General features: G+C 59.6%; 21 protein-coding genes and 3 pseudogenes. 12 read left to right on the top strand and 12 right to left on the bottom strand.

From position 1 onward, the window contains the following. Nucleotides 1-6: 6 nt before the first annotated feature. The 3 genes from QFW87_RS20415 to QFW87_RS20405 are packed head-to-tail and all read left to right on the top strand — an operon-like array spanning nucleotide 7 to nucleotide 3238. The gene (locus QFW87_RS20415; RefSeq protein ID WP_283181046.1) at nucleotides 7-1431 is read left to right on the top strand and encodes an L-lactate permease; all 1425 of its coding nucleotides are present in this window, start codon (nucleotides 7-9) and stop codon (nucleotides 1429-1431) included. Between the two features lie 27 nt (nucleotides 1432-1458). After that, nucleotides 1459-2937, top strand: a complete 1479-nt coding sequence (locus QFW87_RS20410; protein ID WP_283181045.1) for a PLP-dependent aminotransferase family protein — start codon at nucleotides 1459-1461, stop codon at nucleotides 2935-2937. Between the two features lie 13 nt (nucleotides 2938-2950). Further along, a complete protein-coding gene (locus QFW87_RS20405) occupies nucleotides 2951-3238 on the top strand; it encodes a hypothetical protein (protein ID WP_283181044.1) in 288 nt (95 codons plus the stop codon). Nucleotides 3239-3252: 14 nt separating this feature from the next. Here the strand turns inward: QFW87_RS20405 and QFW87_RS20400 are convergent, their stop codons facing one another. From QFW87_RS20400 to QFW87_RS20390, 3 genes and pseudogenes are all read right to left on the bottom strand, one after another. Beyond that, entirely contained in the window at nucleotides 3253-3537 is a 285-nt protein-coding gene (locus QFW87_RS20400; RefSeq protein ID WP_283188711.1) for a YceK/YidQ family lipoprotein, read from the bottom strand. 255 nt (nucleotides 3538-3792) lie between these two features. Next, nucleotides 3793-3879, bottom strand: a pseudogene (locus QFW87_RS20395) (PaaI family thioesterase); the annotation flags it as partial. Between the two features lie 23 nt (nucleotides 3880-3902). Next, nucleotides 3903-4811 carry a LysR substrate-binding domain-containing protein gene (locus QFW87_RS20390; protein ID WP_129437126.1) on the bottom strand — a complete coding sequence of 303 codons (909 nt, stop codon included), beginning with the start codon at nucleotides 4809-4811 and terminating at the stop codon, nucleotides 3903-3905. A 104-nt stretch (nucleotides 4812-4915) separates the two neighbouring features. On the opposite strand from QFW87_RS20390, the gene QFW87_RS20385 reads away from it, so the two are divergent. The 3 genes from QFW87_RS20385 to QFW87_RS20375 all read left to right on the top strand — a co-directional run bounded on the left by QFW87_RS20385 (nucleotide 4916) and on the right by QFW87_RS20375 (nucleotide 8100). Beyond that, nucleotides 4916-5782: a pirin family protein gene (locus tag QFW87_RS20385; RefSeq protein ID WP_283188710.1), complete on the top strand. Its 867-nt coding sequence runs from the start codon at nucleotides 4916-4918 to the stop codon at nucleotides 5780-5782. A gap of 128 nt (nucleotides 5783-5910) precedes the next feature. After that, entirely contained in the window at nucleotides 5911-6537 is a 627-nt protein-coding gene (ycaC, locus tag QFW87_RS20380) for an isochorismate family cysteine hydrolase YcaC (protein WP_283181041.1), read from the top strand. 120 nt (nucleotides 6538-6657) lie between these two features. Continuing rightward, nucleotides 6658-8100: a mechanosensitive ion channel family protein gene (locus tag QFW87_RS20375; protein WP_283188709.1), complete on the top strand. Its 1443-nt coding sequence runs from the start codon at nucleotides 6658-6660 to the stop codon at nucleotides 8098-8100. Here QFW87_RS20375 and QFW87_RS20370 read toward each other — a convergent pair. Then, nucleotides 8048-8473: a hypothetical protein gene (locus QFW87_RS20370; protein ID WP_283188708.1), complete on the bottom strand. Its 426-nt coding sequence runs from the start codon at nucleotides 8471-8473 to the stop codon at nucleotides 8048-8050. The two genes, QFW87_RS20375 and QFW87_RS20370, sit on opposite strands and share 53 nt — an antisense overlap. A 206-nt stretch (nucleotides 8474-8679) precedes the next feature. Here QFW87_RS20370 and QFW87_RS20365 point away from each other — a divergent pair, with 206 nt between their 5' ends. Next, entirely contained in the window at nucleotides 8680-9120 is a 441-nt protein-coding gene (locus QFW87_RS20365; protein WP_283188707.1) for a carboxymuconolactone decarboxylase family protein, read from the top strand. Between the two features lie 23 nt (nucleotides 9121-9143). Here the strand turns inward: QFW87_RS20365 and QFW87_RS20360 are convergent. The 8 genes and pseudogenes from QFW87_RS20360 to QFW87_RS20325 form a co-directional block, all read right to left on the bottom strand. After that, nucleotides 9144-10731: pseudogene (locus tag QFW87_RS20360) on the bottom strand (DHA2 family efflux MFS transporter permease subunit). 18 nt (nucleotides 10732-10749) lie between these two features. After that, a pseudogene (locus tag QFW87_RS20355) lies at nucleotides 10750-11850 on the bottom strand (HlyD family secretion protein); the annotation flags it as partial. Between the two features lie 170 nt (nucleotides 11851-12020). After that, nucleotides 12021-12782, bottom strand: a complete 762-nt coding sequence (locus QFW87_RS20350) for an SDR family NAD(P)-dependent oxidoreductase (RefSeq protein WP_283188706.1) — start codon at nucleotides 12780-12782, stop codon at nucleotides 12021-12023. 3 nt (nucleotides 12783-12785) lie between these two features. Further along, nucleotides 12786-13607, bottom strand: a complete 822-nt coding sequence (locus QFW87_RS20345; protein WP_283188705.1) for an ABC transporter permease — start codon at nucleotides 13605-13607, stop codon at nucleotides 12786-12788. A 10-nt stretch (nucleotides 13608-13617) separates the two neighbouring features. Next, nucleotides 13618-14883, bottom strand: coding sequence for an ABC transporter permease (locus QFW87_RS20340; protein WP_283188704.1), 1266 nt, complete (start codon nucleotides 14881-14883; stop codon nucleotides 13618-13620). Nucleotides 14884-14955: 72 nt separating this feature from the next. Next, a complete protein-coding gene (locus QFW87_RS20335; RefSeq protein ID WP_283188703.1) occupies nucleotides 14956-15996 on the bottom strand; it encodes an ABC transporter substrate-binding protein in 1041 nt (346 codons plus the stop codon). Nucleotides 15997-16146: 150 nt separating this feature from the next. Continuing rightward, complete coding sequence (locus QFW87_RS20330) at nucleotides 16147-17253, bottom strand: ABC transporter ATP-binding protein (protein WP_283188702.1); 1107 nt, start codon at nucleotides 17251-17253, stop codon at nucleotides 16147-16149. After that, a complete protein-coding gene (locus QFW87_RS20325) occupies nucleotides 17250-18647 on the bottom strand; it encodes an aminotransferase (protein ID WP_283188701.1) in 1398 nt (465 codons plus the stop codon). Before QFW87_RS20325 ends, QFW87_RS20330 begins: the two co-directional genes overlap by 4 nt. A 184-nt stretch (nucleotides 18648-18831) precedes the next feature. Between QFW87_RS20325 and QFW87_RS20320 the strand changes: the two genes are divergently transcribed. From QFW87_RS20320 to queC, 5 genes are all read left to right on the top strand, one after another. Next, the gene (locus tag QFW87_RS20320) at nucleotides 18832-19719 is read left to right on the top strand and encodes a transketolase (protein ID WP_283188700.1); all 888 of its coding nucleotides are present in this window, start codon (nucleotides 18832-18834) and stop codon (nucleotides 19717-19719) included. Then, the gene (locus tag QFW87_RS20315; protein ID WP_283188699.1) at nucleotides 19716-20714 is read left to right on the top strand and encodes a transketolase C-terminal domain-containing protein; all 999 of its coding nucleotides are present in this window, start codon (nucleotides 19716-19718) and stop codon (nucleotides 20712-20714) included. The genes QFW87_RS20320 and QFW87_RS20315 overlap by 4 nt, the downstream gene beginning before the upstream one ends. After that, the gene (locus QFW87_RS20310) at nucleotides 20704-21996 is read left to right on the top strand and encodes an aspartate aminotransferase family protein (RefSeq protein WP_283188698.1); all 1293 of its coding nucleotides are present in this window, start codon (nucleotides 20704-20706) and stop codon (nucleotides 21994-21996) included. Before QFW87_RS20315 ends, QFW87_RS20310 begins: the two co-directional genes overlap by 11 nt. Before the next feature lie 170 nt (nucleotides 21997-22166). Next, nucleotides 22167-22835, top strand: a complete 669-nt coding sequence (locus QFW87_RS20305) for a GntR family transcriptional regulator (RefSeq protein WP_283188697.1) — start codon at nucleotides 22167-22169, stop codon at nucleotides 22833-22835. Between the two features lie 235 nt (nucleotides 22836-23070). Further along, the gene (gene queC, locus QFW87_RS20300; protein WP_283188696.1) at nucleotides 23071-23760 is read left to right on the top strand and encodes a 7-cyano-7-deazaguanine synthase QueC; all 690 of its coding nucleotides are present in this window, start codon (nucleotides 23071-23073) and stop codon (nucleotides 23758-23760) included. Nucleotides 23761-23782 lie beyond the last annotated feature (22 nt).

Here is a 23782-nt window from a genome sequence, read left to right as displayed (position 1 = left end):
CTGTGTATGAGCTCTCTCTTGTTGCAAATGTCGCCGATCGCTCTGGTGATCGCATTGATCCTGATCGTCCGTCGGCCACCGGTACAAGCCGCGCTGGCGGGTGTGGTGCTGGTGCTCGTGCTGTGGGCATTGGGCGCGGCCGGGCCTGTGTCCACGACGATCACCGCGGCGATCTTTCAGGACACCACGATCCTGTTTCTCAGCACCGCGTGCGTGATCGTACCGGGGCTGGCCTTCGTCATCCTGGTCGAGCGCGGTGGTGCGCCGCAGGCCATCGGCGCCTGGGTCAAGGAGCTCGGCTGGACACCACCGGCACAAGTCATCTTCATCGTGCTGGGCCTGGCGCCGCTGCTGGAAGCGATGACCGGTTTCGGTGTCTCGCTGATCGCTACCGTGCCCTTGCTCATGGGCCTGTTCACGCGTCAGTCGGGGATGAAAATTGCCCTGGCCGGCATGGTCATCATGCCATGGGGCACCTTGGGTCTGGCCACGGTGATCGGCGCGTTGCTAGCGCACTTGCCGGCGGAAACCCTTGGCAGCCATTCAGCGCTGATCAGTGCGCCGGTGTTCCTCTGCCTGGCCGCCATCGCCATGTGGCAGGGCGGCATCCGCACCGTCTCGCCGTGGCTCGGGCTGATTGTGGTGACGGCGCTGTTCGTCGCCGTGCTGTTTTCCATCAACCTGTGGATGGGCCCGGAAGTCTCCGGTGTGCTGGCCGGTCTTGCCGTGGCCTGCGTAGGTCTGGGCATCTCGTATGCGCAACGCAAGAAACTGGTGCGTTGGCCGAGCGCGGCATGGCCTTATCTGGCCTTGCTGGGGGTGATCGTGGCGTCGCGCGGGTTGTTTGTTATGTCGGGCTGGGATGCGCTGTGGATCGTCAAGGGCGAGCACGTTTCGTGGAAGCCATTGGCATCCCCAGGCCTGGCGCTGCTGATTGTTACCCTGCTGATGGCGATCAAACAAAGCGCCGCAGCGGGTTTCCCATGGCGCGCGCTGTTCAATCGGGCGAAGTTTCCGGTCACGACGATTTTCCTGTTCCTGCTGCTTTCTCAGGTGATGGTCAACGCCGGTTTCCTCGTCGAGGCACAGCGCACACTGCAATCGTTGTCGGGGATTTCCCTGGCGCCGACGATCGCCTTGCTGGCGGGTATCGCCGGTTACGTCACCGGTTCCAACGTCGGCGGCAACACCCTCGTCATGCCGTCCATCGCCGCGCTGACCAGCGAACACGGGGCGTGGCTGGCCGCGATGGTCAACAGTGCCGCCGGGCATGGTGCACTGGGGTCGCTGTCGATTCTGTCGCTGATCACCGGGCTGGCGGGCGCCAATCGGCATGAAGAAAACAACCTGATTCGATTCGCCTTCGGACTGGTCGCCCTCAACATCGTCATAGTTGCTGCAACGGGAGTCGTTTTGCTCTACTTTCTCTGAATTGTTTCGAGAAATAACAGAGAACTTATGGACAGGTTTGATTTACCGGACAAACGCTGGCGGATAGTCAAGGACTGGATTATTCGTCAGATCGAAAGTGGTGATTGGGCAGCCGAAACAAAACTGCCCTCGATCCGCACCCTGGCGCGAATGTTTGAAACCAGCATCACTACCGTTCAGCGTGCCTTGGCTGATCTAGAAGCCGATGCCTATGTGTCGACCGTCCCCCGTGTAGGCTATTTCGTCTCGGCCTCCGGGCAGGCCAAACCCGCCAGCGGGTTTGATTTCTCCAGTGTCACGGTCAACATCAATCATGCGGTGGTCGCAATGCTCTCCCAAGCGGCCTCGCGGACCACCGCGTCGTTGAACTCGGCCGTCCTGCACAGCGACCTCACACCGAATGTGCTCCTCAACAAATGCCTTTCAGTGCTGGCCGGCAAGGCTGACAACTCGCTGACCGGACTGGTCGCGCCGCCGGGCCTGCCGGCGCTGCGACGGCGCATCGCCGGGCTGATGCTGACTCGCGGCGTGGTCTGCGGGCCGGACGATATCCTCGTGACCTCGGGTGACACCATTGCCCTGGAACTGGCCCTCGAAGCCGTCGCGCCAAGAGGCGCTACGGTCGCCATCGAAACGCCGACCTATTACGGCATCTTGCAGACCATCGAACGCTTGGGCATGCGCGCCCTGCCGATCCGCACTCACGGCAAACTGGGCCTGGACGTCGATCACCTCGAAGAAGCGTTGAAACTGAAAAAGGTCGCGGTGATCTTTCTCAACCCAACCCTGCAGAATCCCCGTGGTTTCATCATGCCCGATGAAACGCGCGCACGACTTTCACAGATCGCGCGCGAAGCGGACGTGCCGATTATCGAGGACGACATTTTCTTCGACCTGGTGCCGGAAACAGAGCGCCCGCGCGCCATCAAGAGCTACGACACCAGCGGGCAGACGATTTACTGTTCGTCATTCTCCAAAACCATCGCACCCGGTTATCGCGTCGGTTGGTGCCTGGCCGGCAAGTACCGCAATGCCATTCTTGCGCAAATGTTTTCGCGCAACCTGGCGGTTTCCAGCCTTGCGCAAAATGTTCTCAACGAATTTATCGGGCGCGGCTACATGGAAGAACACTGCGCCAGGCTCAGGTCGCAACTGTCATCGCTGGCGAGCTTTGTCGAAGCGCTGGTGCGCACAGATTTCCCTTCGGGAACCGTGTACGTGCCACCGCGCGGAGGCTTCATCCACTGGATCGAAATGCCTGGGCACACCGACATGCCCGCACTGCAACAGTTGGCCACCGAACGCGGATGCCACGTGGCCGGCAGCGGGATCTTTTTCGCCGATGGCCATGCAACCACAGGCGTGCGCATCTGCCTTGGCACAGCGCTGACCCCTGGCGTGATCGAGATTCTGAAGGTGATTGCCGAGTGTGCGCACCTCGCCGGGCGACCGTCGAATGTGCGACAACCACTGATTGAGCAACAGGAAGAACCGGCGCTCTCCTGAACGCCAAAGCCGCGTGACGTTTTGGCTGACCGTGCTGGTTGGCGTGCTGATTGCCTTCGCCATCGGTGCCTCGATCTACATGCTGATCGACAGCTGGATCAGCGGCTCCATCACCACCAACAACCGCGGCCCGCGCGACACCTATGCGCTGGCCTTGCATCCACGACGGTTCTGGGTCGAGTTCGTGTCGCAATGCATAGGAACCGTGTTTATTTTGCTTATTGGCGTGTTCGGGGTGTGGGTTTATCGCAAAGTGCAGGAGCCCGCGCAGAAACCGAAGGCCAAACGCCCTCGACGATAAACGGAGGGCCGACTTCAGAGGGTGTTGACGTAGTCGACTGGCAGCAGAACGGTGTCGAGTGCGGCGTCTACCGGCAGGGACACGACGGTGATCAGCGGACAGACAATCATGATGTAACAGATGATCGCCGCGGGTTTGCTTTCCTTTCCTGTCACGCCGAGGAGCTGCAAACCGCCGTCGACGCCTTTGTAGTAAGCCACGTCCGACATGCCATTGCTGACGCGCCCGATCATGGTTCCACAACCGGCCATCATGACGACAAGGCCCGCCAGACAGCCAACACGCAAAATCCCTTTCAAACCCGCACTTCCTTTGCCACTCACTATGAGGCGTGGGATTGTACCCGCGCCATCCCATGAGAAAAACCGCTGGATCGGCAAAGCAATGTTTACCGCAAGTCATGAATCGGGGTGGCAGAAGGCTTTGTGGTGTTTGATCTGGCGCCTTCGTCGGAACGCCGCCCGGAGCAAGCTCGCACACAGGGGATCTGTGGTGTACGCAAATCCAATGTGGGAGCGAGGTTGCTCGCGAAGGCCGCGACTCGGTTTAAAGCCTTACCCCCGCGCCTCAAGAATCATGCAGGTGGTCGACCCCGTCGCGTACAACCGCCCATCCACGTCATAAATCCGCCCCTCGGCCAGCTACATGGAGTGTGTACGGGCTTCTAAGCAATATCGCTGTGGCTGAATTCCTCGCCCAGAAAGTCGATCAATGCACGCACCGACGGCAGCAGCCCACGGCGTGAAGGGAAGATGGCGTGCACGATCCCGCATTTGGGTGCCCAGCCCGGCACCAGTTCCACCAGACGGCCCGCGGCAATGTCATCGCGCACCACCACGCTGGGCAGGTGAGCGATACCGATCCCGGCCACCACGGCGTGACGCAACGCCAACAGGTCATCGGTGACCATTCGTGGCGCATGCCGAATCACCGCACTGGCGCCATCGGCCCCAAACAATTCCCACTGATATTCACGCTGCGCCGCGCCCCAGTGCAGGCTCGGCAACCCACTGAGGTCAGCTGGGGAGGCCGGTGAAGACAGGCGCGACACAAAGGCCGGACTGCCCACCAGGCACTGGGTGCTGTTGCCCAGCACCTTCATCACCATGTCGGTATTTTCCAGCGGCGGAAAGCGCACCCGCAGGGCGATGTCGAACCCCTCGTGGATCAGGTCGACCCGGCGGTTGGTGCTCTCGATGAACAACTCCACCAGCGGGTACTTGAGCATGTAGCGGGTCAACATCGGCCCGACCCAGGAGTTGAGCAGCGCAGTCGGGCAACTGATGCGCACCAGGCCCTGGGGTTCGGAGCGGTTGCGTTCGATCAGTTCGGCAGCGCTTTCGGCCTCCACGCGCATCGCCAGGCAACGCTGGTAATAGGCCTGACCGATTTCCGTCAGTGAACAATGCCGGCTGGTGCGGTGCAGCAGGCGCACACCGAGGCGCTCTTCGAGCTCGGCAATGCGCCGGCTCAGCTTCGACTTGGGCATGTCCAGCGCCCGACCGGCCGGGGCGAAACCGTGGTGCTCCACCACTTGGGTGAAGTAGTAGAGGGTGTTGAGGTCTTCCACCATCGTTCTCCATATAGAACGCTAAGGCTGATTTTTGCAGTCTAGTGCATCAAAGGGTTCAGTTTTAAGCTTTGTCCATCGCGTCACACACCAGATTCGGAGGCGGAATGAAAAACATCATCGGTATCTACACCAGCCCACGGACCCATTGGGTCGGCGACGGTTTTCCGGTTCGCACGCTGTTTTCCTACGACAACCTGGGCAAGCACATCAGCCCGTTTTTGCTGCTCGATCATGCCGGTCCCGCTGAATTCACCCCGACCACCGAGCGTCGTGGCGTTGGCCAGCATCCACACCGCGGTTTCGAAACCGTGACTATCGTTTACAAGGGCGAACTGGAACACCGCGACTCCACCGGCAGCGGCGGCAAGATCGGCCCAGGCGACGTGCAATGGATGACCGCAGCCTCCGGGATTCTCCACGAAGAGTTCCACTCAGAAGGTTTCGCCAAAACCGGCGGTACCCTGGAAATGGTTCAGCTGTGGGTCAACCTGCCGGCCAAGGACAAAATGGCCGACGCCGGTTACCAGACGATTCTCGATGGCGACATCCCGAGCATCCCGCTCAAGGACCAGGCCGGCAGCCTGCGCTTGATCGCCGGTGAGTTCGATGGCCACACCGGCCCCGCGCACACGTATACCCCGATTGACGTATGGGACCTGCGCCTCAACGGCGGCAAGTTGCTGACCCTGGACCTGCACGAAGGTCGTAACACGGCACTGGTCGTGTTGCGTGGCACGGTTCAGGTCAACGGTGTGGAACTGGTGCGCGAAGGGCAGTTGGCGTTGTTCGAACGCAATGGCCAGCAGCTCAGCCTGGAAGCCAATAACGATGCCGTCGTGTTGCTGCTCAGTGGCGAGCCGATCGACGAGCCGATCGTCGGCCATGGCCCGTTCGTGATGAACAGCGAGCAGGAAATCCACCAGGCCTTTGCTGACTTCCAGTCAGGCCGGTTCGGTCGGATGAGCGGTTGAACTCATAGTTGTAACGCTGTGGCGTGCCGGGCGAGGGTGACTACCCTTGCTTGGCCGCGTTTTAACGAACTATCAGGTTTCTCTCACGCCGGCCCATTCGGCATCGATAAAAAGCGAGGATTACTCCCATGACGACCTCTTACAAACGTCTCGACAAGGATAACGCCGTCGTTCTGTTGGTTGATCACCAGGCGGGTCTGCTTTCACTGGTGCGCGACATCGACCCGGACCGTTTCAAGAACAACGTGTTGGCCCTGGCTGACCTGGCCAAGTACTTCAAGTTGCCGACCATTCTCACCACCAGTTTCGAAACCGGCCCCAATGGCCCGCTGGTGCCCGAGCTCAAGGCGCTGTTCCCGGACGCGCCGTACATCGCCCGTCCTGGCCAGATCAATGCCTGGGACAACGAAGACTTCGTCAAGGCGATCAAGGCGACCGGCAAGAAACAACTGATCATCGCCGGCGTGGTGACCGAAGTGTGCGTGGCGTTCCCGGCGCTGTCGGCACTGGCTGAAGGCTTCGAGGTGTTCGTGGTGACTGACGCTTCAGGCACCTTCAACGAACTGACCCGTCAATCGGCCTGGGACCGCATGTCGGCCTCCGGCGCACAGTTGATGACCTGGTTCGGCCTGGCCTGTGAGCTGCATCGCGACTGGCGCAACGACGTGGAAGGCTTGGGCACCTTGTTCTCCAACCACATCCCGGACTACCGCAACCTGTTTACCAGCTACAACGCGCTGACCAACAGCAAGTAATGTTGGATCGATGAATAGAAAAGGGTCTCATTCGAGGCCCTTTTTTGTTTTTCAAAGCTATAACTCCACAAGGGAAATGTGTGCGATCTTCCGTTCATTGGCCTTCGCTGGAGTTGCTTGATGCTGTCACTGCTTACCGATCACCCGTTGATCTGCGCGATGATTTTGATCCTTATAGATCTTGGGCTATGGCGCCTGCTCAGTGCCAATGGCAGCAACTGGAAACTGGTGGTGCGGCTGGTGATTTTTTTGTTGTTCAGTGTCCTGTTGTTCAACGAAGGTTTGAACCCCATGGAACCGGCGCCCTGGGCCGACAACGTCCCTCTGCACCTGGCGGCCACCGGATTGCAGATCGGCTGGTGGCTGTTCGGCGCGCGCACCCTGACGGTGCTGATCGGCGCGGTGATGATGCAACGGGTCGGGCACACCGGGCGCTTGCTGCAGGATTTGCTCGGCGCGGTGATTTTCCTGATCGCGATTATCGCGGCTTTGGCGTACGTACTCGATCTGCCGGTCAAGGGCGTTCTGGCGACCTCCGGCGCGTTGGCGATCATCGTCGGCCTGGCCTTGCAAAGTACCCTCAGCGACGTGTTCTCCGGGATCGTCCTGAACACCACCAAACCCTATCAACTGGATGACTGGATCTCGATCGACGGAACCGAAGGTCGGGTCACCGATATCGACTGGCGCGCGACGCGCCTGCAAACGGCCCAGGGCAGCATGGCGGTGATCCCCAACTCCCTGGCGGCCAAGGCCAAGATCATTAATTTCAGCCGGCCCAGTGACATTTTTGGCGTCTCCATCGGCTTGCAATTGAGCCCGCACGCGCGTCCGCAAACCGTCATTGAAGCGCTGGAGCGGGCGATGGAGGGGTGCCGTTATCTATTGAACAAACCGGCGCCGTGTGTAGCGTTGAAAGGCTCCAGCGCCACCGGCGTGGAATACGAAATCAGTGGTTTCGTGGTCTCCATGGACCAGAAGCGCATGGTCCGTAATCAACTGTTCGACCTGGCATTCCGGCACTTGCAGGCCAGCGGCGTCAGCCTGTTGTCGAACGTAGAACCCAATGCACCTGCCAACCTGTCACGGCCACGGGCATTGCTGGACGCCTCGAACATTTTCTCGACCCTGCGTCAGGAAGAGAAAGAAACCTTCAGCCAGAACATGACCCTGCAAAACTTCCGCGCCGGTGAAATGATCCTGCCGGCGGGGGAGGTCAGCGATCATTTGTTCATCATCGAATCCGGCGTCGTGTCGGTGGAGCTGAGCCGTGGTGGGGTCAAGTTCGAGTCCGGGCGCATGGGGCCGGGTGAGGTGATCGGCGAGGGCGGGATTTTGTCCGATACGGCGCTACCGGCGGACTTCAGCGCCAAGACGTTCTGCAGCTTGTACCGGATCGAGAAGGAGTACCTCAAACCGTGTCTGGATGCGCGACATGACATCGGCGAAGCGATGAAGGCGTTGCTGGATTTCCGCTTGAACAAGGCTCAGACGTTGACTCAGGAAGCGCCTAGGGTTGTGCAGAAGAAGGGATTTTTGCAGTGGCTGCGCAATCGAGCGTAGGGGCTTGAAGGTCATGGGCGTGGGTGCAATCGAGTGAGTCGGCAGCCGGCGCCTGGCCAACAAGTTGTGTGCCGACCAGGGTACGGTCATGACTGTTCCAGTACTCGAACGGCGCATGTTGCCAAATCATGCCGACGGGGCCGGCGATCAACAGCAAGGCTAGATAAGCCAGGGTTTGTCGACGGGTTATCGGTTTTTTATGCGCCGACTGCCGTGCTGCGATCCGGGCGCGGCCATGTCCATGAATCTGGGCGAGCAAAAAGGCTTCGCGTGCCTGTTCCGGCATTTCCCACAATAAGGTTTCCAGGTGCCAACGCGATTCGGAATTCGGCGAAGTAGCCGCTGGCACAGGCATTTCGGATGAGGACGACATGGGCAGGAGGCACTCGTTTCCGGCATCCTGGCCGCGCTATCAAGAATGAATCGCATTCTAGTGGTGTCAGTGCGGTGATGGCAATTACCCCTATAGATTATTTTCAAGCCCGCCCATTGGCATCCTCATCTTCCCAATAATTGGCTATTTGCTGCAGGTCAGTGCGGGATTAACGTAGCTCCCCACCCTTTTGACTGGAACCCCCCATGCAACCGCGTATTGATTTCTACACTGCTTCCCCAGAAGCACTCAAAGCCATGATTGCGCTGGAAACCGCTGTCTCGAAGCTGCCACTGGAAAAATCGTTGATTGAACTGGTCAAGCTGCGTGCTTCCCAGATCAATGGCTGCGCCTTCTGCGTCGACATGCACACCGCCGATGCCCGCAAGGGTGGCGAAACCGAGCGTCGGCTGTATGGGGTGTCGGTCTGGCGTGAAACGCCGTTCTTCACACCGCGCGAACGTGCTGCGCTGGCCTGGACCGAATCCTTGACGCTGCTGAGCCAGACCCATGCCCCTGACGAAGATTACGAACTGGCCACTGCGCAGTTCACGCCCAAGGAAATGGTCGACCTGACCATGGCGATTTCCACCATCAACAGCTGGAACCGTCTGGCGGTAGGCTTCCGCAAAATGCCTCAGGCCTGATTTTTTTGGGAGCAGCCCAAGACTCAATGAGCATCCGCACTCGGGCGGCCGGTGGTTGCACCTTGCGCATTAAAGGCACCTTCGCCGTGGCAAGGATGAAGCAGACCATGATCATCAGGAATGCGTCGCCGTAGGTTTGTGTCTGCGCTTCGCGGTAGGTCAGCAGCCAAAGCTGATGCAGGCTGGCGCTGACGCCCGCGTCACCGCTTTGGCCGAGGGCGGCGAAGTTGTTACCGACTTGGGACAGCCACTGATTCAGTGCTTCATTGGTGCTGTTGAGGTTTTCCGCCAACCGGGTGAAGTGCAGGTTGGTGCGGTCATTGAGAATGGTCGCGCACGCGGCAATGCCGATGGCACCCCCAAGGTTTCGCATCAAGTTGAACAATCCCGACGCGTGTTTGAGCCGCGCCGGTGCCAGACCACCCAAGGTCAACGTCACCGCCGGCGGCACCGCCAGTTGCTGGGCAATCCCGCGTAGCGCTTGCGGCAACATCAATTCCTTGGCCCCCCAGTCATGGGTGATCGGGCTGAAATCCCACATCGACAACGCGAACAACCCAAGGCCGATCATCATGATCCAGCGCAGATCGATGCGGTTGGCCAGAAAGACGTACAGCGGAATCGCCATGATCTGGAACACCCCGGTGGAGAAAACCGCCAGACCAATGTCCAGTGCGCCATAGCCACGCACCCGGCCGAGAAACAGCGGCGTCAGGTAAATGGTGGCGAACAGGCCGATCCCGGTGACAAACGAAAAGAAGCAGCCAAGGGCGAAGTTACGGTCTTTCAAGGCGCGTAAATCGACGATCGGGTTGGCGACGTGCAGGGTTCTACCGATGAACGCCAGGCCGGCCAGTCCGCTGATCCATGCCGTGGTCAGAATCGTGCTGTCGCTGAACCAGTTCCAGCGCGGGCCTTCTTCGAGGGTGTATTCCAGGCAACCGAGAAACAGCGCCATGAACACCATGCTCACGTAGTCGGCACCTTTGAGCAGCGACAATTCCGGCTGGTCGATTTTCACCAGCATCGGCACCGCCCCCGCGACGAAAATCCCCGGCACCAGATTGATATAGAACAGCCAGTGCCAGGATGAAATGTCGGTAATTCAGCCGCCGATTACCGGCCCAGGGTCGGAGCCAATGAGGCCTCCGCGCCAATGGTTGCAGCCGCGATCACCCGTTGCTTGCCAGTGAAGAAAAAGAACGCGGTGGTGAACACCAGCGGGATCATCGAACCGCCGAGAAACCCTTGCAGGGCGCGAAAGGCGATCATGCTCTGAATGTTCCAGGCCGCTCCGCAGAGCAGGCTGGCCAGGGTGAAACCCACCGCTGAAGCGCAGAACAGCCAACGCGTCGAGAACACTCGGGACAGCCACCCGGACAGCGGGATCACGATGATTTCGGTCAGGTAACTGGTTTGCACCCACGCCGTTTCGTCGGTACCGGCCGAGAGCCCGCCGCCAATATCACGCAGCGAGGCCGAGACGATCTGAATGTCCAGCAGCGCAATGAACATGCCGATGCACAGGGTGGCAAAGGCGAAAACCTTGGTCGCCGTTGCCATGTCGGCGGCATTGAACGGCTGTGCGGGGGCGGCGAGAGCGCGGCTCATGGCGCGCTGGCCACGGCCGGGGGTTGCAGGTTCCTTGCGAGTGTCCACTTCAGCGGTGACCGACAGGCCCGGACGCAGATGGCCGAGCACGCCATCGGCTGGATCAAGCACGATGCGCACCGGCACCCGCTGAACGATTTTGGTGAAGTTGCCAGTGGCGTTTTCCGGCGGCAGCACGCTGAACTGCGAACCACTGGCCGGCGCGAGGCTGTCCAGATGACCGTGAAATTCCTGCCCCGAGAGCACGTCGGCATGAATGATTACCCGTTGCCCCGGTGTCATTCGCGATAGCTGATCTTCCTTGAAGTTGGCATCGACCGACAGCCCACTGGCCGGTACCACCGACAGCAGTTGCGAACCGGTCTGTGCATAAGCGCCGACCCGCGCCCGGCGATTGCCGATCACGCCGTCCACCGGGGCCTTCAGTTCGGTGTAACCCACGTCCAACTGTGCCAGATCACGTTCGGCAAGAGCCTGCATCAGCGCGGCGCGGGCTTGTTGTTTCTGGGTTGCGATCACGTTCAGCTGACGTTGCGCGGCGAGCAATTCAGCCTGGGCCCGGGCGCTGAGGGCCTGGGCGGTCTTGAAGGTGGCGTTGGCGCGTTGGGCGCTTTCCACCGAGACGGCATTGCTGCCGACCAGTTTTTTGTAGCGAGCATCATCATCCCGGGAACGGGCGGTTTCGGCGCCGGCGGCATCGATCCCGGCGCGGGCCTGGCCGATCACCGCGTGTTGCAATTGTTCGGTGGCATCGAGATTGGCGAGCAGCGCTTCTTCGGCAGCCACTGCGCCTTCGGCCTTGGCCAGGTTGGCGCGGTAATCGCGGGAGTCGAGACGAATCAACACATCGCCGGCCTTGAGCTTCTGGTTGTCGGTCACCAGCACCTCTTCGATGTAACCCGCCACCTTCGGCCCGATCACCGTCACATCGCCGCCGATATAGGCGTCGTCGGTTTCTTCGATGAAACGGCCGGCGGTCCACCAGTTAGTCGCGTACAGCCCGGCGAACACCAGGGCAGCAATGACCGCCGTCAGCAAGATCAACCGTTTGAGAAGGGGAGGCTTGGGTGTGCTCACCGGGACAGCAAGGTCGGGTTCAAGGCTGGGTATGGAGACTATCTGTGGGAAACGGGTCTTTATTACGCACGCAATATGGCGCAGGCAATATTTGGTGGCGATTGATTTTTGCTCCCGGCCGTCAGGTGGTTGTTCGATAAAGATGCAGCCTGACGCACAGCAATCGCGGGCAGTTTCGCTCCCGCGTTGCTCGCGAAGAATGACGACGTGTATTAGCGGGAAGCTTGCGCGGTGTGACTCGGCGGGGTTCTCAGCCCTGCTGTCTCGCCACCGTCCACCGTCAACACCGTACCGTTGACATAGCTGGACGCCGACGACAGTAACCAGCAAATCGCCTGGGCCACCTCTTCGGGCGCGGCCAGACGACCGGCGGGGATCCGTGCAGTCAGGGCGGCAAGACGAGGTGCGTCCTGCATAATCGCGCCCATCATGCGGGTGGCAATCTGGCCGGGACAAACCGCGTTAAAACGCACGCTTGCGCCATATTCGAGAGCCAGTGCCTGAGTCAGGCCGATCAATGCGGCCTTGCTGGCGCAGTAAGTCGCCAGTCCCTCTTCGCCGGCCTTGCCAGCGATCGACGACACATTCACCACCGCTCCATTACCTGCCTGCAAGCCGGGCAAGGCATGCTTGATAAAGAAAAATGCCGAGCGGGTGTTGACCTCAAACATGGTGTCCCATTCCAGCTGCGAGGTCTGCGTGAGCGCCTTGCGTCCGGCCATGCCGGCGTTGTTGACCAGACCTTGCAACAAGCCGTTGCCCAGTTCCAGTGCACGATCGACCACTCGCTGACAATCGGCCTCTTGCCGCACATCACCCGCCACGAACGTGCTGCCCGGCAGGCGTTGGACGAGCCGTTCCCCCGCATCGACATCTCGTCCAGTGAACACAACCGACAAGCCTTGGCCGATCAACTGCTCCACGGTGGCGGCGCCGATGCCCTGGGTGCCGCCGGTCACGATATACATGCTCATCCGTTATTGCTCCTTGAGTTGGCGAGCGGTGCGTTGTGCACGCAAGGTCAGCCAGGTAGTGGTCATAAGCCCGACGATGCCCACCAGTAACAACAATGTCGACATGGCGAGAATCGAGGGGTCGATGGTGTCGCGTATGCCATCGAACATTTGGCGAGGCAAGGTCCTTTGGCTGGGGCCTCCGATGAACAGCACCACGACGATTTCATCGAACGATGTCATGAAGGCGAAGAGTGCGCCCGATATCACGCCGGGCGCGATGATTGGCAAAGCGATGCCTGTGAAGGCCCGCGCCGGCGAGGCGCCGGACATGGCGGCGGCCTTGAGCAGGGTCATGTCGAAACCCTGAAGGCTGGCGGCTACGCTGATCAGGACGAAAGGCGTGGCCAGTACCGTGTGGGCCAGAATCAGACCGAACAGGGTTCCGGTCAGGCCCAGTTTGCCGAAGAGGAAATACATGCCCAGCCCGGAGATCACCGGAGGGAAAATCATCGGTGAAATCAGCAGACCGAGCATTCCGCTGGCGGCCGGCAGGTTGTGTCGTGCAAAGGCAAGCGCGGCCAGCGTGCCCAGCAGCGTCGCCAACAGCGTCGAGGCGATGCCGACCCACAGGCTGTTGCTCAGCGCCTGCATCCAGGGGCCGCTGGTGAATACCCGTTCATACCATTGCAGCGACAGTCCTGGCAGCGGATAGGAGAGGAACGTGCCACTGCTGAATGAAATCGGGACCACCGCCAACAAGGGCGCGATCATGAAAATGCTCATCAATAGGCCGAACAATAGGTGAGCCTTGCGGGCGAGGTAAGCCTGTATGAAATGGTTCATGAGAGCTCCTTCAGCGCAGGCCGGCAATCTGGCGAATACCTACCAGGCGCGCGGCCAGCAGGTAAATGACCATCACGCAGGAAATCAGCACCAGCCCCAGTGCCGAGGCCATGCCCCAATTCACCGTGGTATTGGTATAGAACGCAATGAAATAGCCGAGCATCTGTTCGCGTGCACTGCCCACGAGGGTCGGTGTCACGTAGTAACCCGCTGCGACGATGAACGTGAGCAGGGTGCCGGAACCGATTCCCGTCAAGGTCATGGGCAAGTAAACACGAATGAACCCGCGTACAGGATGAGCGCCGAGCGAGGCCGAGGCGCGCATGAAATGTGGCGGGATGTTTTTCATCACGTTGTACAGGGGCAGCACGCTGAACGGCAGAAGGATGTGCACCATCACGATGTACACGCCGGGCAGATTGAAAATCATCGGCAGCGGGTTATCGATCAGGCCCAGGCGCAGCAGTAACGTGTTGACGATGCCTTTGTCCTGCAGGACCACGATCCAGGCCGTGGTTCGTGCCAGCAACGAGGTCCAGAACGGCAGCATGACCGCCAGGAACAGCAGGACTTGCAGGGCCGGTGAAGCCTTGACCATCAACGCGGCAAACGGAAAGCCCAGCAAGAGACACAACAGTGAGACGATCAGGGCGATTTTCAGGGTCTTGAAGGTCAGGTCCAGGTACACCCGCTGGCTTTCTTCGACCGGCGCGATGCCTTGATCCGTTTGCTTCAAGTCCAGGGCGGCCAGCAGGTAATACGGTGTGTAGGCCGGGGAAGCGCGGCGAAAGTCCTCCCATAACTGGGGTGAAATCCAACGTTCATCAATGGCGGCCAAACGCTCGCGGGCGCTCTGGCTGCCCGGGGTCCCCAGCGGTTTTCTGTAGGTGCGGGCGGTGTTCATGACCAGGAAGCGATAACCGCTGTTTTCATAGTTGAGACGTCGTGCCGCCTCACCCATGACCGCGTTGCTCGGGGCGTTGATGAAGTCTTGCTCGAGCGAATCGAACACCCGGTCGCCCGGCAGCGCGGTTGAATCGTTTGCCTGCTCGTCGGCCATCGCGGAGATGGCCTGGGGGAAGGCTTGCAACAGTTCGGGGTTGCTGACGGCCCGATAGAACATCATGCCGATCGGCAGAGCGAAAAAAACACAGGTGTAAGCCAGCAGCGGCAAGAGCAGCAGGATCGAAACCCAGCGCTTGCGGCGACTGGATTGATGATGAGCGATGGCTAGCGTGTCGACGCGAGCCGGTGCATCTATCGAGGAAACGGACATAGTCAAACCCACCTTGAAAAAAACATACTCGAACCGCGCCGTCGTCATCGGCGACGCGGTCTTGAGGCCTGTTTACTGGGCGACCCAGCGGGTAAACCGGTTCATCAGGTCTTCCTCGTAGTTGACCCAGAACGGCGTATCGAGCAGCAGGGCATCTTTCATGTTGGCCGGCGCGTTGGGCAATGCGCTGGCTGTCTTCTCATCCATGGCCGCGATGGCCTTGCTGTTGACGATGCCGTAGGGAATCGCGTGGGCGAAATCACTTTGGGCCTTGGCACCGAGGATGTAGTCGAGGAGCTGATAACTGGCCGCTTTGTTGGGCGTGTTCTTGATGATGGTCCAGTAGTCCATGCTGTACAGCTGTTGCTGCCAGATCAGCGGGAAATGGTTGCCCTGTTGATTGGCGATGGCGATCCGGCCGTTGTAGGCGGCACTTACGGCGATATTGCCGGCGGCCAGCCATTCCAGCGGCTGAGCGCCGGTTTCCCACCATTGGATGTAGGGTTTGATTTCGTCCAGTTTGGCAAATGCACGGTTCTGTCCTGCCGGGGTCGCCAGTAATTTGTAGACATCGGCCGGTGCGACGCCGTCGGCCATCAGGGCAATTTCCAGGGTCATGCGGGCTTGTTTGCGCAAGCCGCGTTTACCTGGCCATTTCTGCACGTTCCAGAAATCAGCCCAGCTTTTCGGGCCGTCGGCACCGAATTTTTTCGGGTCGTAGGTCATCACTTCGGACCAGACGAAGGCGCCCACACCACACTCGGAAAAGGCCTCGGGATTGACCTCGGCCGCATTCTTCAATTGTTTGTGGTCGAGGTCTTCGAGCAGGCCCTGTTCGCAGGCCAGCTCCATTTCGTTCTGGTCCATCTGCACCAGGTCCCATGTCGGATTGCCCGACTCGACCATCGCTTTCTGTTTGGCCAGACCGCCGCCGTAGCTGTCTTGAACGATTGGTTTGGCGCTTTGGGCGGCAAACGGTTTGAACCAGGCCTTGTCGAAGGCTTCCTGCGTGGCGCCACCGAAACCGACCACCGTCAGGTCGCGGGCCTGGGCGAGGGGGCCGGTCAGCGCGAGCGCGAGTACAAGGGCCAAGCGTGTTGAATGTGAGTGCATGGTGCATCTCTCCTGCTGAGGGAATAGCGAATAAGGATTGGCGGGTGTAGCGGCAGGAAAGCGACTCAGGTCGAGTGATCGAAGCTTTGCATGGTGATGACCTTCTTATTGTTGTGGGTGTGGGTGTTTCGGTGGTTACAGGGGCGGGTCTCAACCCAGCGGGAAAACCCGCGCGTCTTCGGGTCGCCAGGTAAAGCCGATGTGCTGACCGTTGTTGAGGCCCTTGATGGCCTCGTCGTTGGCGGTTTTCACAATCAGCGTGTCGCCGTTACCCAGTTTCAAGTGAATGCGCAGGTGGTCGCCCAGGTAGACGCGGTCGGCGAGGGTGGCCTGATAGCTGTTCTGATTGATTGGGCACAGCCGGATGTTTTCCGGACGGATCAGCAACTCGACTTTTTTCGAGGCGCCGATTGGCACCGTAACGCCCATGCCACGGGCCCCGAAGCCAGCCTCCAGCGCCACCTCCAGTTCATGCCCGTGGCGAGCAACGAGATGGCCGCGCAGCACATTGTTTTCGCCGATAAACGTGGCCACGTAAGCGTTTTCAGGGTGTTCGTACAGTGAAACCGGATCACCGATCTGGGCGATATCACCTTGATGAAACACGGCCACCCGGTCGGACATGGTCAAGGCTTCGCCCTGATCGTGGGTCACGTACACCACCGTGACACCCAGTCTTCGATGCAACTGCTTGATCTCGTACTGCATGTGCTCGCGCAGGTTCTTGTCGAGGGCGCCAAGTGGCTCGTCCATCAGGATGACCTGCGGTTCGAACACCATGGCGCGGGCAAGGGCGACGCGTTGCTGCTGGCCACCGGACAACTCCGTGGGGCGCCGCTGCTGCATGTCATGCAACTGGACCATCTCGATGGCGCGCTTGACCTTGTGCTGCACATCGAGGCGATTGAGCCCGCGCATCTTCAACGGGTAGGCCAGGTTCTCGGCCACGGTCATGTGCGGAAACAGCGCGTAGTTCTGGAACACCATGCCCATGCCGCGTCGGTGCGCCGGGACGTTCTGAATCGGTTTGCCCGCCATGCGGATTTCGCCACGGGTCGGGGTTTCGAAGCCGGCGAGCATCATCAGCGTGGTGGTCTTGCCCGACCCGGACGCACCGAGTAGGGTCAGGAATTCGCCTTGCGCGATGGAGAGGTTCAAATCCTTGATGATCAGCGTCTTGCCGTCGTAACTCTTTTGCACATGAGTGAGGTCGATCAAGGCGCCGGAGGCGTCGTGGGAATGGGCGAGGCTATTCATGAGCAGTGTCCCGTGGCGAGATTGACGTCGTTCAGCGCGTCCGTCAGGCGGCCGACCATTTCGTGGATTTGCTCCGGTTCAATGATGAAAGGCGGCGCCAGGGCGATCGAATCGCCCATGTTGCGCACGATCAGGCCGTGCTTGCGGGCGGCCAGTTCGACCTGCGCCCCAATCGCCACCGGCGCGGTAAATGAGCGTCGCGACGCCTTGTCGGCCACCAGTTCCAGCCCCGCAACCAGACCGATACCGCGGATTTCACCGACCAGGGGATGGTCGAGCAGAGACGCAAGTTCACTGTGCAGAACCTCGCCCAACTGGCGGGTACGGGCCGGGATGTCCAGTTCCTGGTAGATGGAAAGCGTTTCGAGGGCGACGGCGGCGGCCACCGGGTGCCCAGAGTAGGTGAAGCCATGCCCGAAGCCGTTCAGTTGCTGGCTCTGTTCTTCGAGCACCTGGTAAACCGTCCCGCTGACCACGGTGCAGGAAATCGGCTGATAGCCCGCTGAAAGGCTTTTGGCACACGCCATCATGTCGGGTGCAAAGCCCATCGTCTGATGGCCGAACCACTGACCGGTGCGCCCAAAACCACAAATGATCTCGTCGGCCAGCATCAGAATGTCGTGCCGCGCCAGCAGCGCCTGTACCGCGGAAAAGTAGCCGGGCGGCGGGACGATCACGCCGCCGGCACCCATGATCGGTTCACTGATGAAGGCGGCGATGGTGTCTGCCCCTTCAGCCTCAATGCGCTGTTGCAAGTCGGCGACCAGGCGTTCGCAGAAGGCGGCCTCCGTCTCGCCGGGCAAGCCATTTCGGTAGTAATGAGGGCACTCGACATGAATCACTTGGTCCAGTGGCAAGCCGAACGCGGCATGCATGTTGGGCAATCCGGACAGCGTCGCCCCCATGACCGTGGAGCCATGAAAACCTTTCTGGTGGGCGATGATTTTGCGCTTGTGTGTATTGCCTCGAGCCCGGTGCCAGGCCCAGGACATTTTGATCATCGAGTCGTTGGCTTCCGAGCCCGAGCAGGCAAAAAACACTTTCGCATCCGGTAGGGGCGCTAGGGCTGCGATGCGTTCGGCCAGGCGTACCGTCACCGATGGAACCCGATGATTGAAGGTGTGGTAGTAGGGCAGGACATCGAACTGGCGTTGTGCGGCTTCGGCCAGTCGACGATTGGAAAATCCCAGGCTGGCGCACCACAGGCCAGACATTCCTTCAATGTATCTCTGTCCGTGTTCGTCGATGACGTGGATGCCATCTCCGCGTTCGATGACCATCGGGCCCTGTTGTTGATGGCGCCGCAGATTGGTCTGCGAGTGCAGGTGAAAGCGCTGATCTGCCTGGGCCAGAACGCTGGCTGCGGGGGTGTTTTCGTGCGACACGAGTGGCATCTCCGAGAGCTGAAATCCATATAACTTATAAGATCAGAAAATTTGGCCTAGTCTGGCCGGGTCATTTCTGCCTGTTGGAAAAAATAACGCCAATGGCTTGTCGTTGCAATATATATCTTATAAGTTGTAAGAAGGAGGCCGCGAGAGCGGTCGCCTCTCTAACAATCATTCAGGAAATGCAGCCATGTCGATTGCCGCCCCACCCCCCATTCCCGTTCTGGTCGAGGACCTGAGTGCCGAGCACATCGCCCACCTCAAAGAGCGCGCCTTGTTTGTTCGTCTGGAAACCGTGCGCCTGATTTCCATCGCCAAGGTGGGGCACTACACCTCCGTATTTTCGTGCGCGGAAATTTTCTCGGCGCTGTATTACGACGTCATGCGCTTGCGCCACGGAGAGCCAAAATGGCCAGGTCGTGATCGCTTCTTGATGGGCAAGGGACATGCTGCAGTCGGGCTGTATCCGTTACTGGCGGACTGGGGCTTTTTCGACAAGGCGCTGCTCGACGGTTACACCCGCCTGGGTAATCCATTGGGCGATCACCCGGACATGCGCAAGGTCGCGGGAGTGGATTTCAGTTCCGGTTCCATTGGTCATGCGTTGTCCGGCGGCCTGGGCATGGCACTGGGCGGACGTCTGCAGAACAACCCGTTCGATGTGTATGTGCTGCTGGGCGACGGCGAAATGCATGAAGGCCAGGTGTGGGAAGCGGCAATGGCAGCCGCGCATTACAAGACCTCGAACCTGATCGCGATCATCGATCGAAACGGTTACCAGCTCGACGGCAAGGTCGACGACATCATTGGCATCGAGCCACTGGGCGACAAATGGCGCGCTTTCGGCTGGGACGTGCATGAAGTCGACGGTCATGACGTTGCGGCGGTGGCGCGCCTGCTGCGCCAGCTAAAAGCCGATACGCAACGCGAAAAACCAGTCTGCGTGATCGCCTTGACCGTCAAGGGCAAGGGCGTCGAGTACATGGAAACCGAGCCCGGCTGGCACCTTGGCTGGTTGGCCGAGGAAGACGAATTGCTCGCTATCGAAGAAATCAAATCCAAAGGAGGTGTGCGATGAGCTCGCCCGTCAGCGCCGATACCTGGCAATACCGGCAAATCAACGCTCGCGCCCCGGGCCTGAGCTACTTGTCCGATGCGTTGATCGACCTGGTCGAGGCCGGTCACAAGATCGCCGTCGGCACCGCCGACCTGCAGTACTCCAATGGCTTGAGTCGCTTCGCTCAGCGCTACCCCGAACTGTTTATCCAGTTCGGTATCTCCGAGCAAAACATGGTCACCGCGGCGGCGGGCATTGCCACCACCGGGAGCATGCCGTTTGTGGCGACATTCGCTTCATTCCTGGCCTTGCTCTGCTGTGAGCAAATTCGCATGGACGTGGCCTATAGCGCGCTGCCGGTGCGGTTGATCGGGCACCATTCGGGTATCAGCCTTGGCTTCTATGGCACCTCGCATCACGCCACCGAAGACCTGGCAATCACCCGCAGCATCGCCGATCTGACTGTCGTTGCGCCGGCCGATGGCCCACAGCTGGCGGCGGCGATCCGTGCCTCGATCGATCATCCACAACCGATTTATTTCCGTATCGGCCGCGGCCAGGAACCCAACGTTTACCCCGATGACGTGGTGTTCGAATTTGGCAAAGCCATCGTTCATGAGCGGGGCAGCGACCTGACGCTGATCGCGACCGGCAGCATGCTTCACCCCACGCTGGAAGCCGCACAGGCCTTGCGCGCCAGCGGTTTATCGGTGGGTGTGATCGATATGCACACTATCAAGCCGCTGGATCGTGATGCGGTATTACGTGCGGCGGGTGAAAGCGGGTTGTTGATGACCGTTGAAGAACACAACGTGCTGGGAGGCCTGGGCGGTGCGGTAGCGGAAGTGCTGGCCGATACGGGGCAGGGGACGCGTCTGCGGCGTCACGGGATCGAAGATGAATACAGCCTGATAGCACCGCCAACCCATCTCTATCGCCATTACCGCCTGGACGCCGTCGGGATCGAAACCGTTGCCCGCGAGGCGCTTGCCCAAGGAGTCGATCATGCTGCTTGATGCCAATCAATCCTTGCATGAACGGGCCCGGCAGGTATTGCCGGGGGGCCATCTGAGTCCGAGCCGCAAGCTCGGGCAGCCTTACGCGTTTGTCCGCGCAGAAGGCCCGTATCTGTACGACGCCAATGGCGAGCGTCATACCGATTTCCACTGCGGTTTCGGGGCGCATGTACTCGGGCACGGCAACCAGGCGATTCGTCAACGCGTGGCGCAGGTCAGCGAACGCCTTGATCTGATCGGTGCCGGCATTACCGATCTGGAAGTCGAGACGGCGGAAGCCCTGGTCGAGTGCATTCCCTGTGCCGAGCAGGTCGCGTTTTGCAACAGTGGCTCTGAAGCGACTTACCACGCCTTGCGCCTGGCACGGGCCGTTACCGGCGCCAAACGGATCATCAAGTTCCAGGGCGGATATCACGGCTGGCACGACTATGTGGCGATGAACGGCCAGACATCCCGTGAGCGCATGGACAGCTTCGACCCGATGTCCGACGGTATCCTGCTGGATGCGGCGCAGTACACGATCATCCTGCCGTATAACGATGCCGAGGCGGTGGAACGTTACCTCAAAGCCAATCCGGGGCTGGTCGCGGCAATCATCGTCGAGCCGATTGCCCACAACATGGGCTCGGTGGCGGCATCGACGGAATTTCTGCGGGCGCTTCGGCAATTGACCCTCGAGCACGGCGTGATTCTGATTTTCGACGAGGTCATCACCGGGTTTCGTCATGCGCTGGGTGGCTACCAGTCCATCGTCGGCGTGACACCGGACCTGGCGACTTTCGGCAAGGCAGCTTCATCGGGTTATCCCGTGGGCCTGGTCGCCGGTCGCCGGGATCTGTTGGAGCGGGTAGGGCAGTCGGGTGACCGTGGTGTGTTCATGGGCGGAACGTTCAATGGTACGCCGTCGACGCTGGCCGCGGTGCTGGCGACCATCGAGGGGCTTTCTCGTGAAGGGGTCTACGAGCGTCTGTTTGCCATGGGCGATTACTTGCGCGGGCAGCTCGACGGCATCATTCAGCGGCTGGGCATTCCCGCTCAAAGTGCCGGATATGGGTCGGTCTGGCTGATGTACTTCTTCGAGGGACCCTACAGTCAGTACCGCGATTTGTTGCGCAACGACGATGCACTGGACCTGGCGTTTCGCAAGCGCTTGATCGAGCAGCGGATGATTTTTCAGCCATTGCCCCTCAAGCGCCTGTACTTGTCGACCTTGCATACCACGAAGATTCTCGATGAAAGCCTCGACGTCATCGAACACACCCTCAAGGTGTTGATTCGCTAGGCAGGCCAATAGAGAGCGGCACGCGCAGTGCCGCTCTTTCTGCAACTGATTCCCGAACCGCTGTAATGCAAGGTTGAGTGTTACTTATAGGATATAAGACAATGTATTTCAGATTCTTGGCGCAACCCCGACAGGTTGCGCAATAAAGAGCATTACCCAGGAGTTCGACCGTGCAGATTCAACCGCTGGAACAAGGCAACCTGTCCGCCCGCGCCTACTACGCCATCCGCGAAGGGTTGATCGCCGGCAACTTCAAGCCCGGCGAGCGGCTGGTCATGCAAGACCTGGCCGACAAGCTCGGCACCAGCGTCACCCCTGTCCGCGAAGCCTGCCTGAGGCTGGTCAGCGAACGTGGCCTTGAGTTGCGTTCAGGCCGTTTTGCCATGGTCCCGGAACTGACCATGAGCCGTTATCTGGAAGTGCGCACCATCCGTATCGCACTGGAAGGCCTGGCTGCGGAACTCGCCACGCGCAACGTGACGCCCGAGGACCTGACGCGGCTGGAAGAGCTGCATGCCAGTTTTCAACAAGCCGACCAGGCCAATGATGGCCCACAAGCGATGCACTTCAACCGCGAATTCCACTTCACGGTCTACCGGTTGGCAGCCATGGACATGCTGACTGCGCAAATCGAAGGACTTTGGGTGTCCATGGGGCCGATCCTCAATCTGTTCTACACCAAGGGGCACAACACCTACATCGGTGCCGACGAGCATTTGGTGCTGATCGAAGCCCTGCGCGAGAAAAAACCGGCCAAGGCGCGCAAGGCCATCGCCGAAGACATCATGCGAGGGGGCGTCAGCATCATCGGCTTCATTACCGAAAGCGAAGGCAAGTAGTCTTTTCCATCAAGCGGTGCCCGCCGAGTGTTCGGCGGGACCGAAGCCATTCCTTTCAGGGGGCCGCCGGTCAGTGATGACTGGTTGGAAAATCCCTCGGGAATCCAGCATAGAAATGACACAAACGGAAATCGGAGACGGTCATTTCGGAAACCTCCCACACCCAGAGTTTGAGCTTCCCGGTAGGGTCAACGGCCCCGGCACCCTGCCGAGACACCCCAAGGAAGAACGAACCATGACCAGAAAGGCCGTTATCGTTTTCAGCGGCGGACAAGACTCAACCACCTGCTTGATCCATGCATTGCCGATGTACGATGAAATTCATTGCATCACGTTTGATTATGGCCAGCGTCATCGTGCGGAAATCGAAGTGGCGCAACAGCTTTCGAAACAGCTTGGCGTGAAGGTGCACAAAGTATTAGACACTTCATTGTTGAGCGAACTGGCCATTAGCAGCTTGACGCGCGACCACATTCCAATTGCAAGGAGTACGGGGAACGGCGTGCCTGATACGTTCGTGCCTGGCAGGAATATTCTGTTTTTAACGTTGGCTTCTATTTATGCCTATCAAGTGGGGGCTGAGGCTGTCATCACAGGTGTGTGTGAAACAGAGAGCTCTGGCTACCCGGATTGTGGCGATGAGTTTGTTAAGGTGTTGAACAGCGCCATCCACTTGGGCATGGACTATAAGATACGACTCGAGACGCCGCTTATGCGGCTGAATAAGGCAGAGACTTGGGCCTTGGCTGATTACCATAAGCAGCTGGATTTGATTCGTTACCATACATTGACTTGCTACAACGGGATAATGGGAAGCGGGTGCGGCGACTGTGATGCGTGTGCTCTTCGTGCAAAAGGACTGAGTGAGTTTTTGGAAAATAGAGCAGAGGTTATTCATAGTCTAAAAATTAAATTAGAACTATAGGGAGCAATGCACGACGGGGGAG

The sequence above is a fragment of the Pseudomonas sp. PMCC200344 genome, assembly GCF_030053095.1.
In the GTDB taxonomy this organism is placed as follows: Bacteria; Pseudomonadota; Gammaproteobacteria; order Pseudomonadales; family Pseudomonadaceae; genus Aquipseudomonas; species Aquipseudomonas svalbardensis.
Note: the sequence above shows the minus strand (reverse complement) of the source record. Positions and strands in the feature narration are given on the sequence as shown.

Bases quoted from the DNA above. Each gene is read 5' to 3' on its own strand.
- QFW87_RS20340 (WP_283188704.1), bottom strand. From the start codon at position 14,883: ATGTCCGTTTCCTCGATAGATGCACCGGCTCGCGTCGACACGCTAGCC.
- QFW87_RS20330 (WP_283188702.1), bottom strand. From the start codon at position 17,253: ATGAATAGCCTCGCCCATTCCCACGACGCCTCCGGCGCCTTGATCGAC.
- QFW87_RS20320 (WP_283188700.1), top strand. From the start codon at position 18,832: ATGTCGATTGCCGCCCCACCCCCCATTCCCGTTCTGGTCGAGGACCTG.
- QFW87_RS20310 (WP_283188698.1), top strand. From the start codon at position 20,704: ATGCTGCTTGATGCCAATCAATCCTTGCATGAACGGGCCCGGCAGGTA.
- QFW87_RS20385 (WP_283188710.1), top strand. From the start codon at position 4,916: ATGAAAAACATCATCGGTATCTACACCAGCCCACGGACCCATTGGGTC.
- QFW87_RS20370 (WP_283188708.1), bottom strand. From the start codon at position 8,473: ATGTCGTCCTCATCCGAAATGCCTGTGCCAGCGGCTACTTCGCCGAAT.
- QFW87_RS20365 (WP_283188707.1), top strand. From the start codon at position 8,680: ATGCAACCGCGTATTGATTTCTACACTGCTTCCCCAGAAGCACTCAAA.
- QFW87_RS20410 (WP_283181045.1), top strand. From the start codon at position 1,459: ATGGACAGGTTTGATTTACCGGACAAACGCTGGCGGATAGTCAAGGAC.
- QFW87_RS20335 (WP_283188703.1), bottom strand. From the start codon at position 15,996: ATGCACTCACATTCAACACGCTTGGCCCTTGTACTCGCGCTCGCGCTG.
- QFW87_RS20375 (WP_283188709.1), top strand. From the start codon at position 6,658: ATGCTGTCACTGCTTACCGATCACCCGTTGATCTGCGCGATGATTTTG.
- QFW87_RS20315 (WP_283188699.1), top strand. From the start codon at position 19,716: ATGAGCTCGCCCGTCAGCGCCGATACCTGGCAATACCGGCAAATCAAC.
- QFW87_RS20415 (WP_283181046.1), top strand. From the start codon at position 7: ATGAGCTCTCTCTTGTTGCAAATGTCGCCGATCGCTCTGGTGATCGCA.
- QFW87_RS20345 (WP_283188705.1), bottom strand. From the start codon at position 13,607: ATGAACCATTTCATACAGGCTTACCTCGCCCGCAAGGCTCACCTATTG.
- QFW87_RS20325 (WP_283188701.1), bottom strand. From the start codon at position 18,647: ATGCCACTCGTGTCGCACGAAAACACCCCCGCAGCCAGCGTTCTGGCC.
- queC (WP_283188696.1), top strand. From the start codon at position 23,071: ATGACCAGAAAGGCCGTTATCGTTTTCAGCGGCGGACAAGACTCAACC.
- ycaC (WP_283181041.1), top strand. From the start codon at position 5,911: ATGACGACCTCTTACAAACGTCTCGACAAGGATAACGCCGTCGTTCTG.
- QFW87_RS20350 (WP_283188706.1), bottom strand. From the start codon at position 12,782: ATGAGCATGTATATCGTGACCGGCGGCACCCAGGGCATCGGCGCCGCC.
- QFW87_RS20390 (WP_129437126.1), bottom strand. From the start codon at position 4,811: ATGGTGGAAGACCTCAACACCCTCTACTACTTCACCCAAGTGGTGGAG.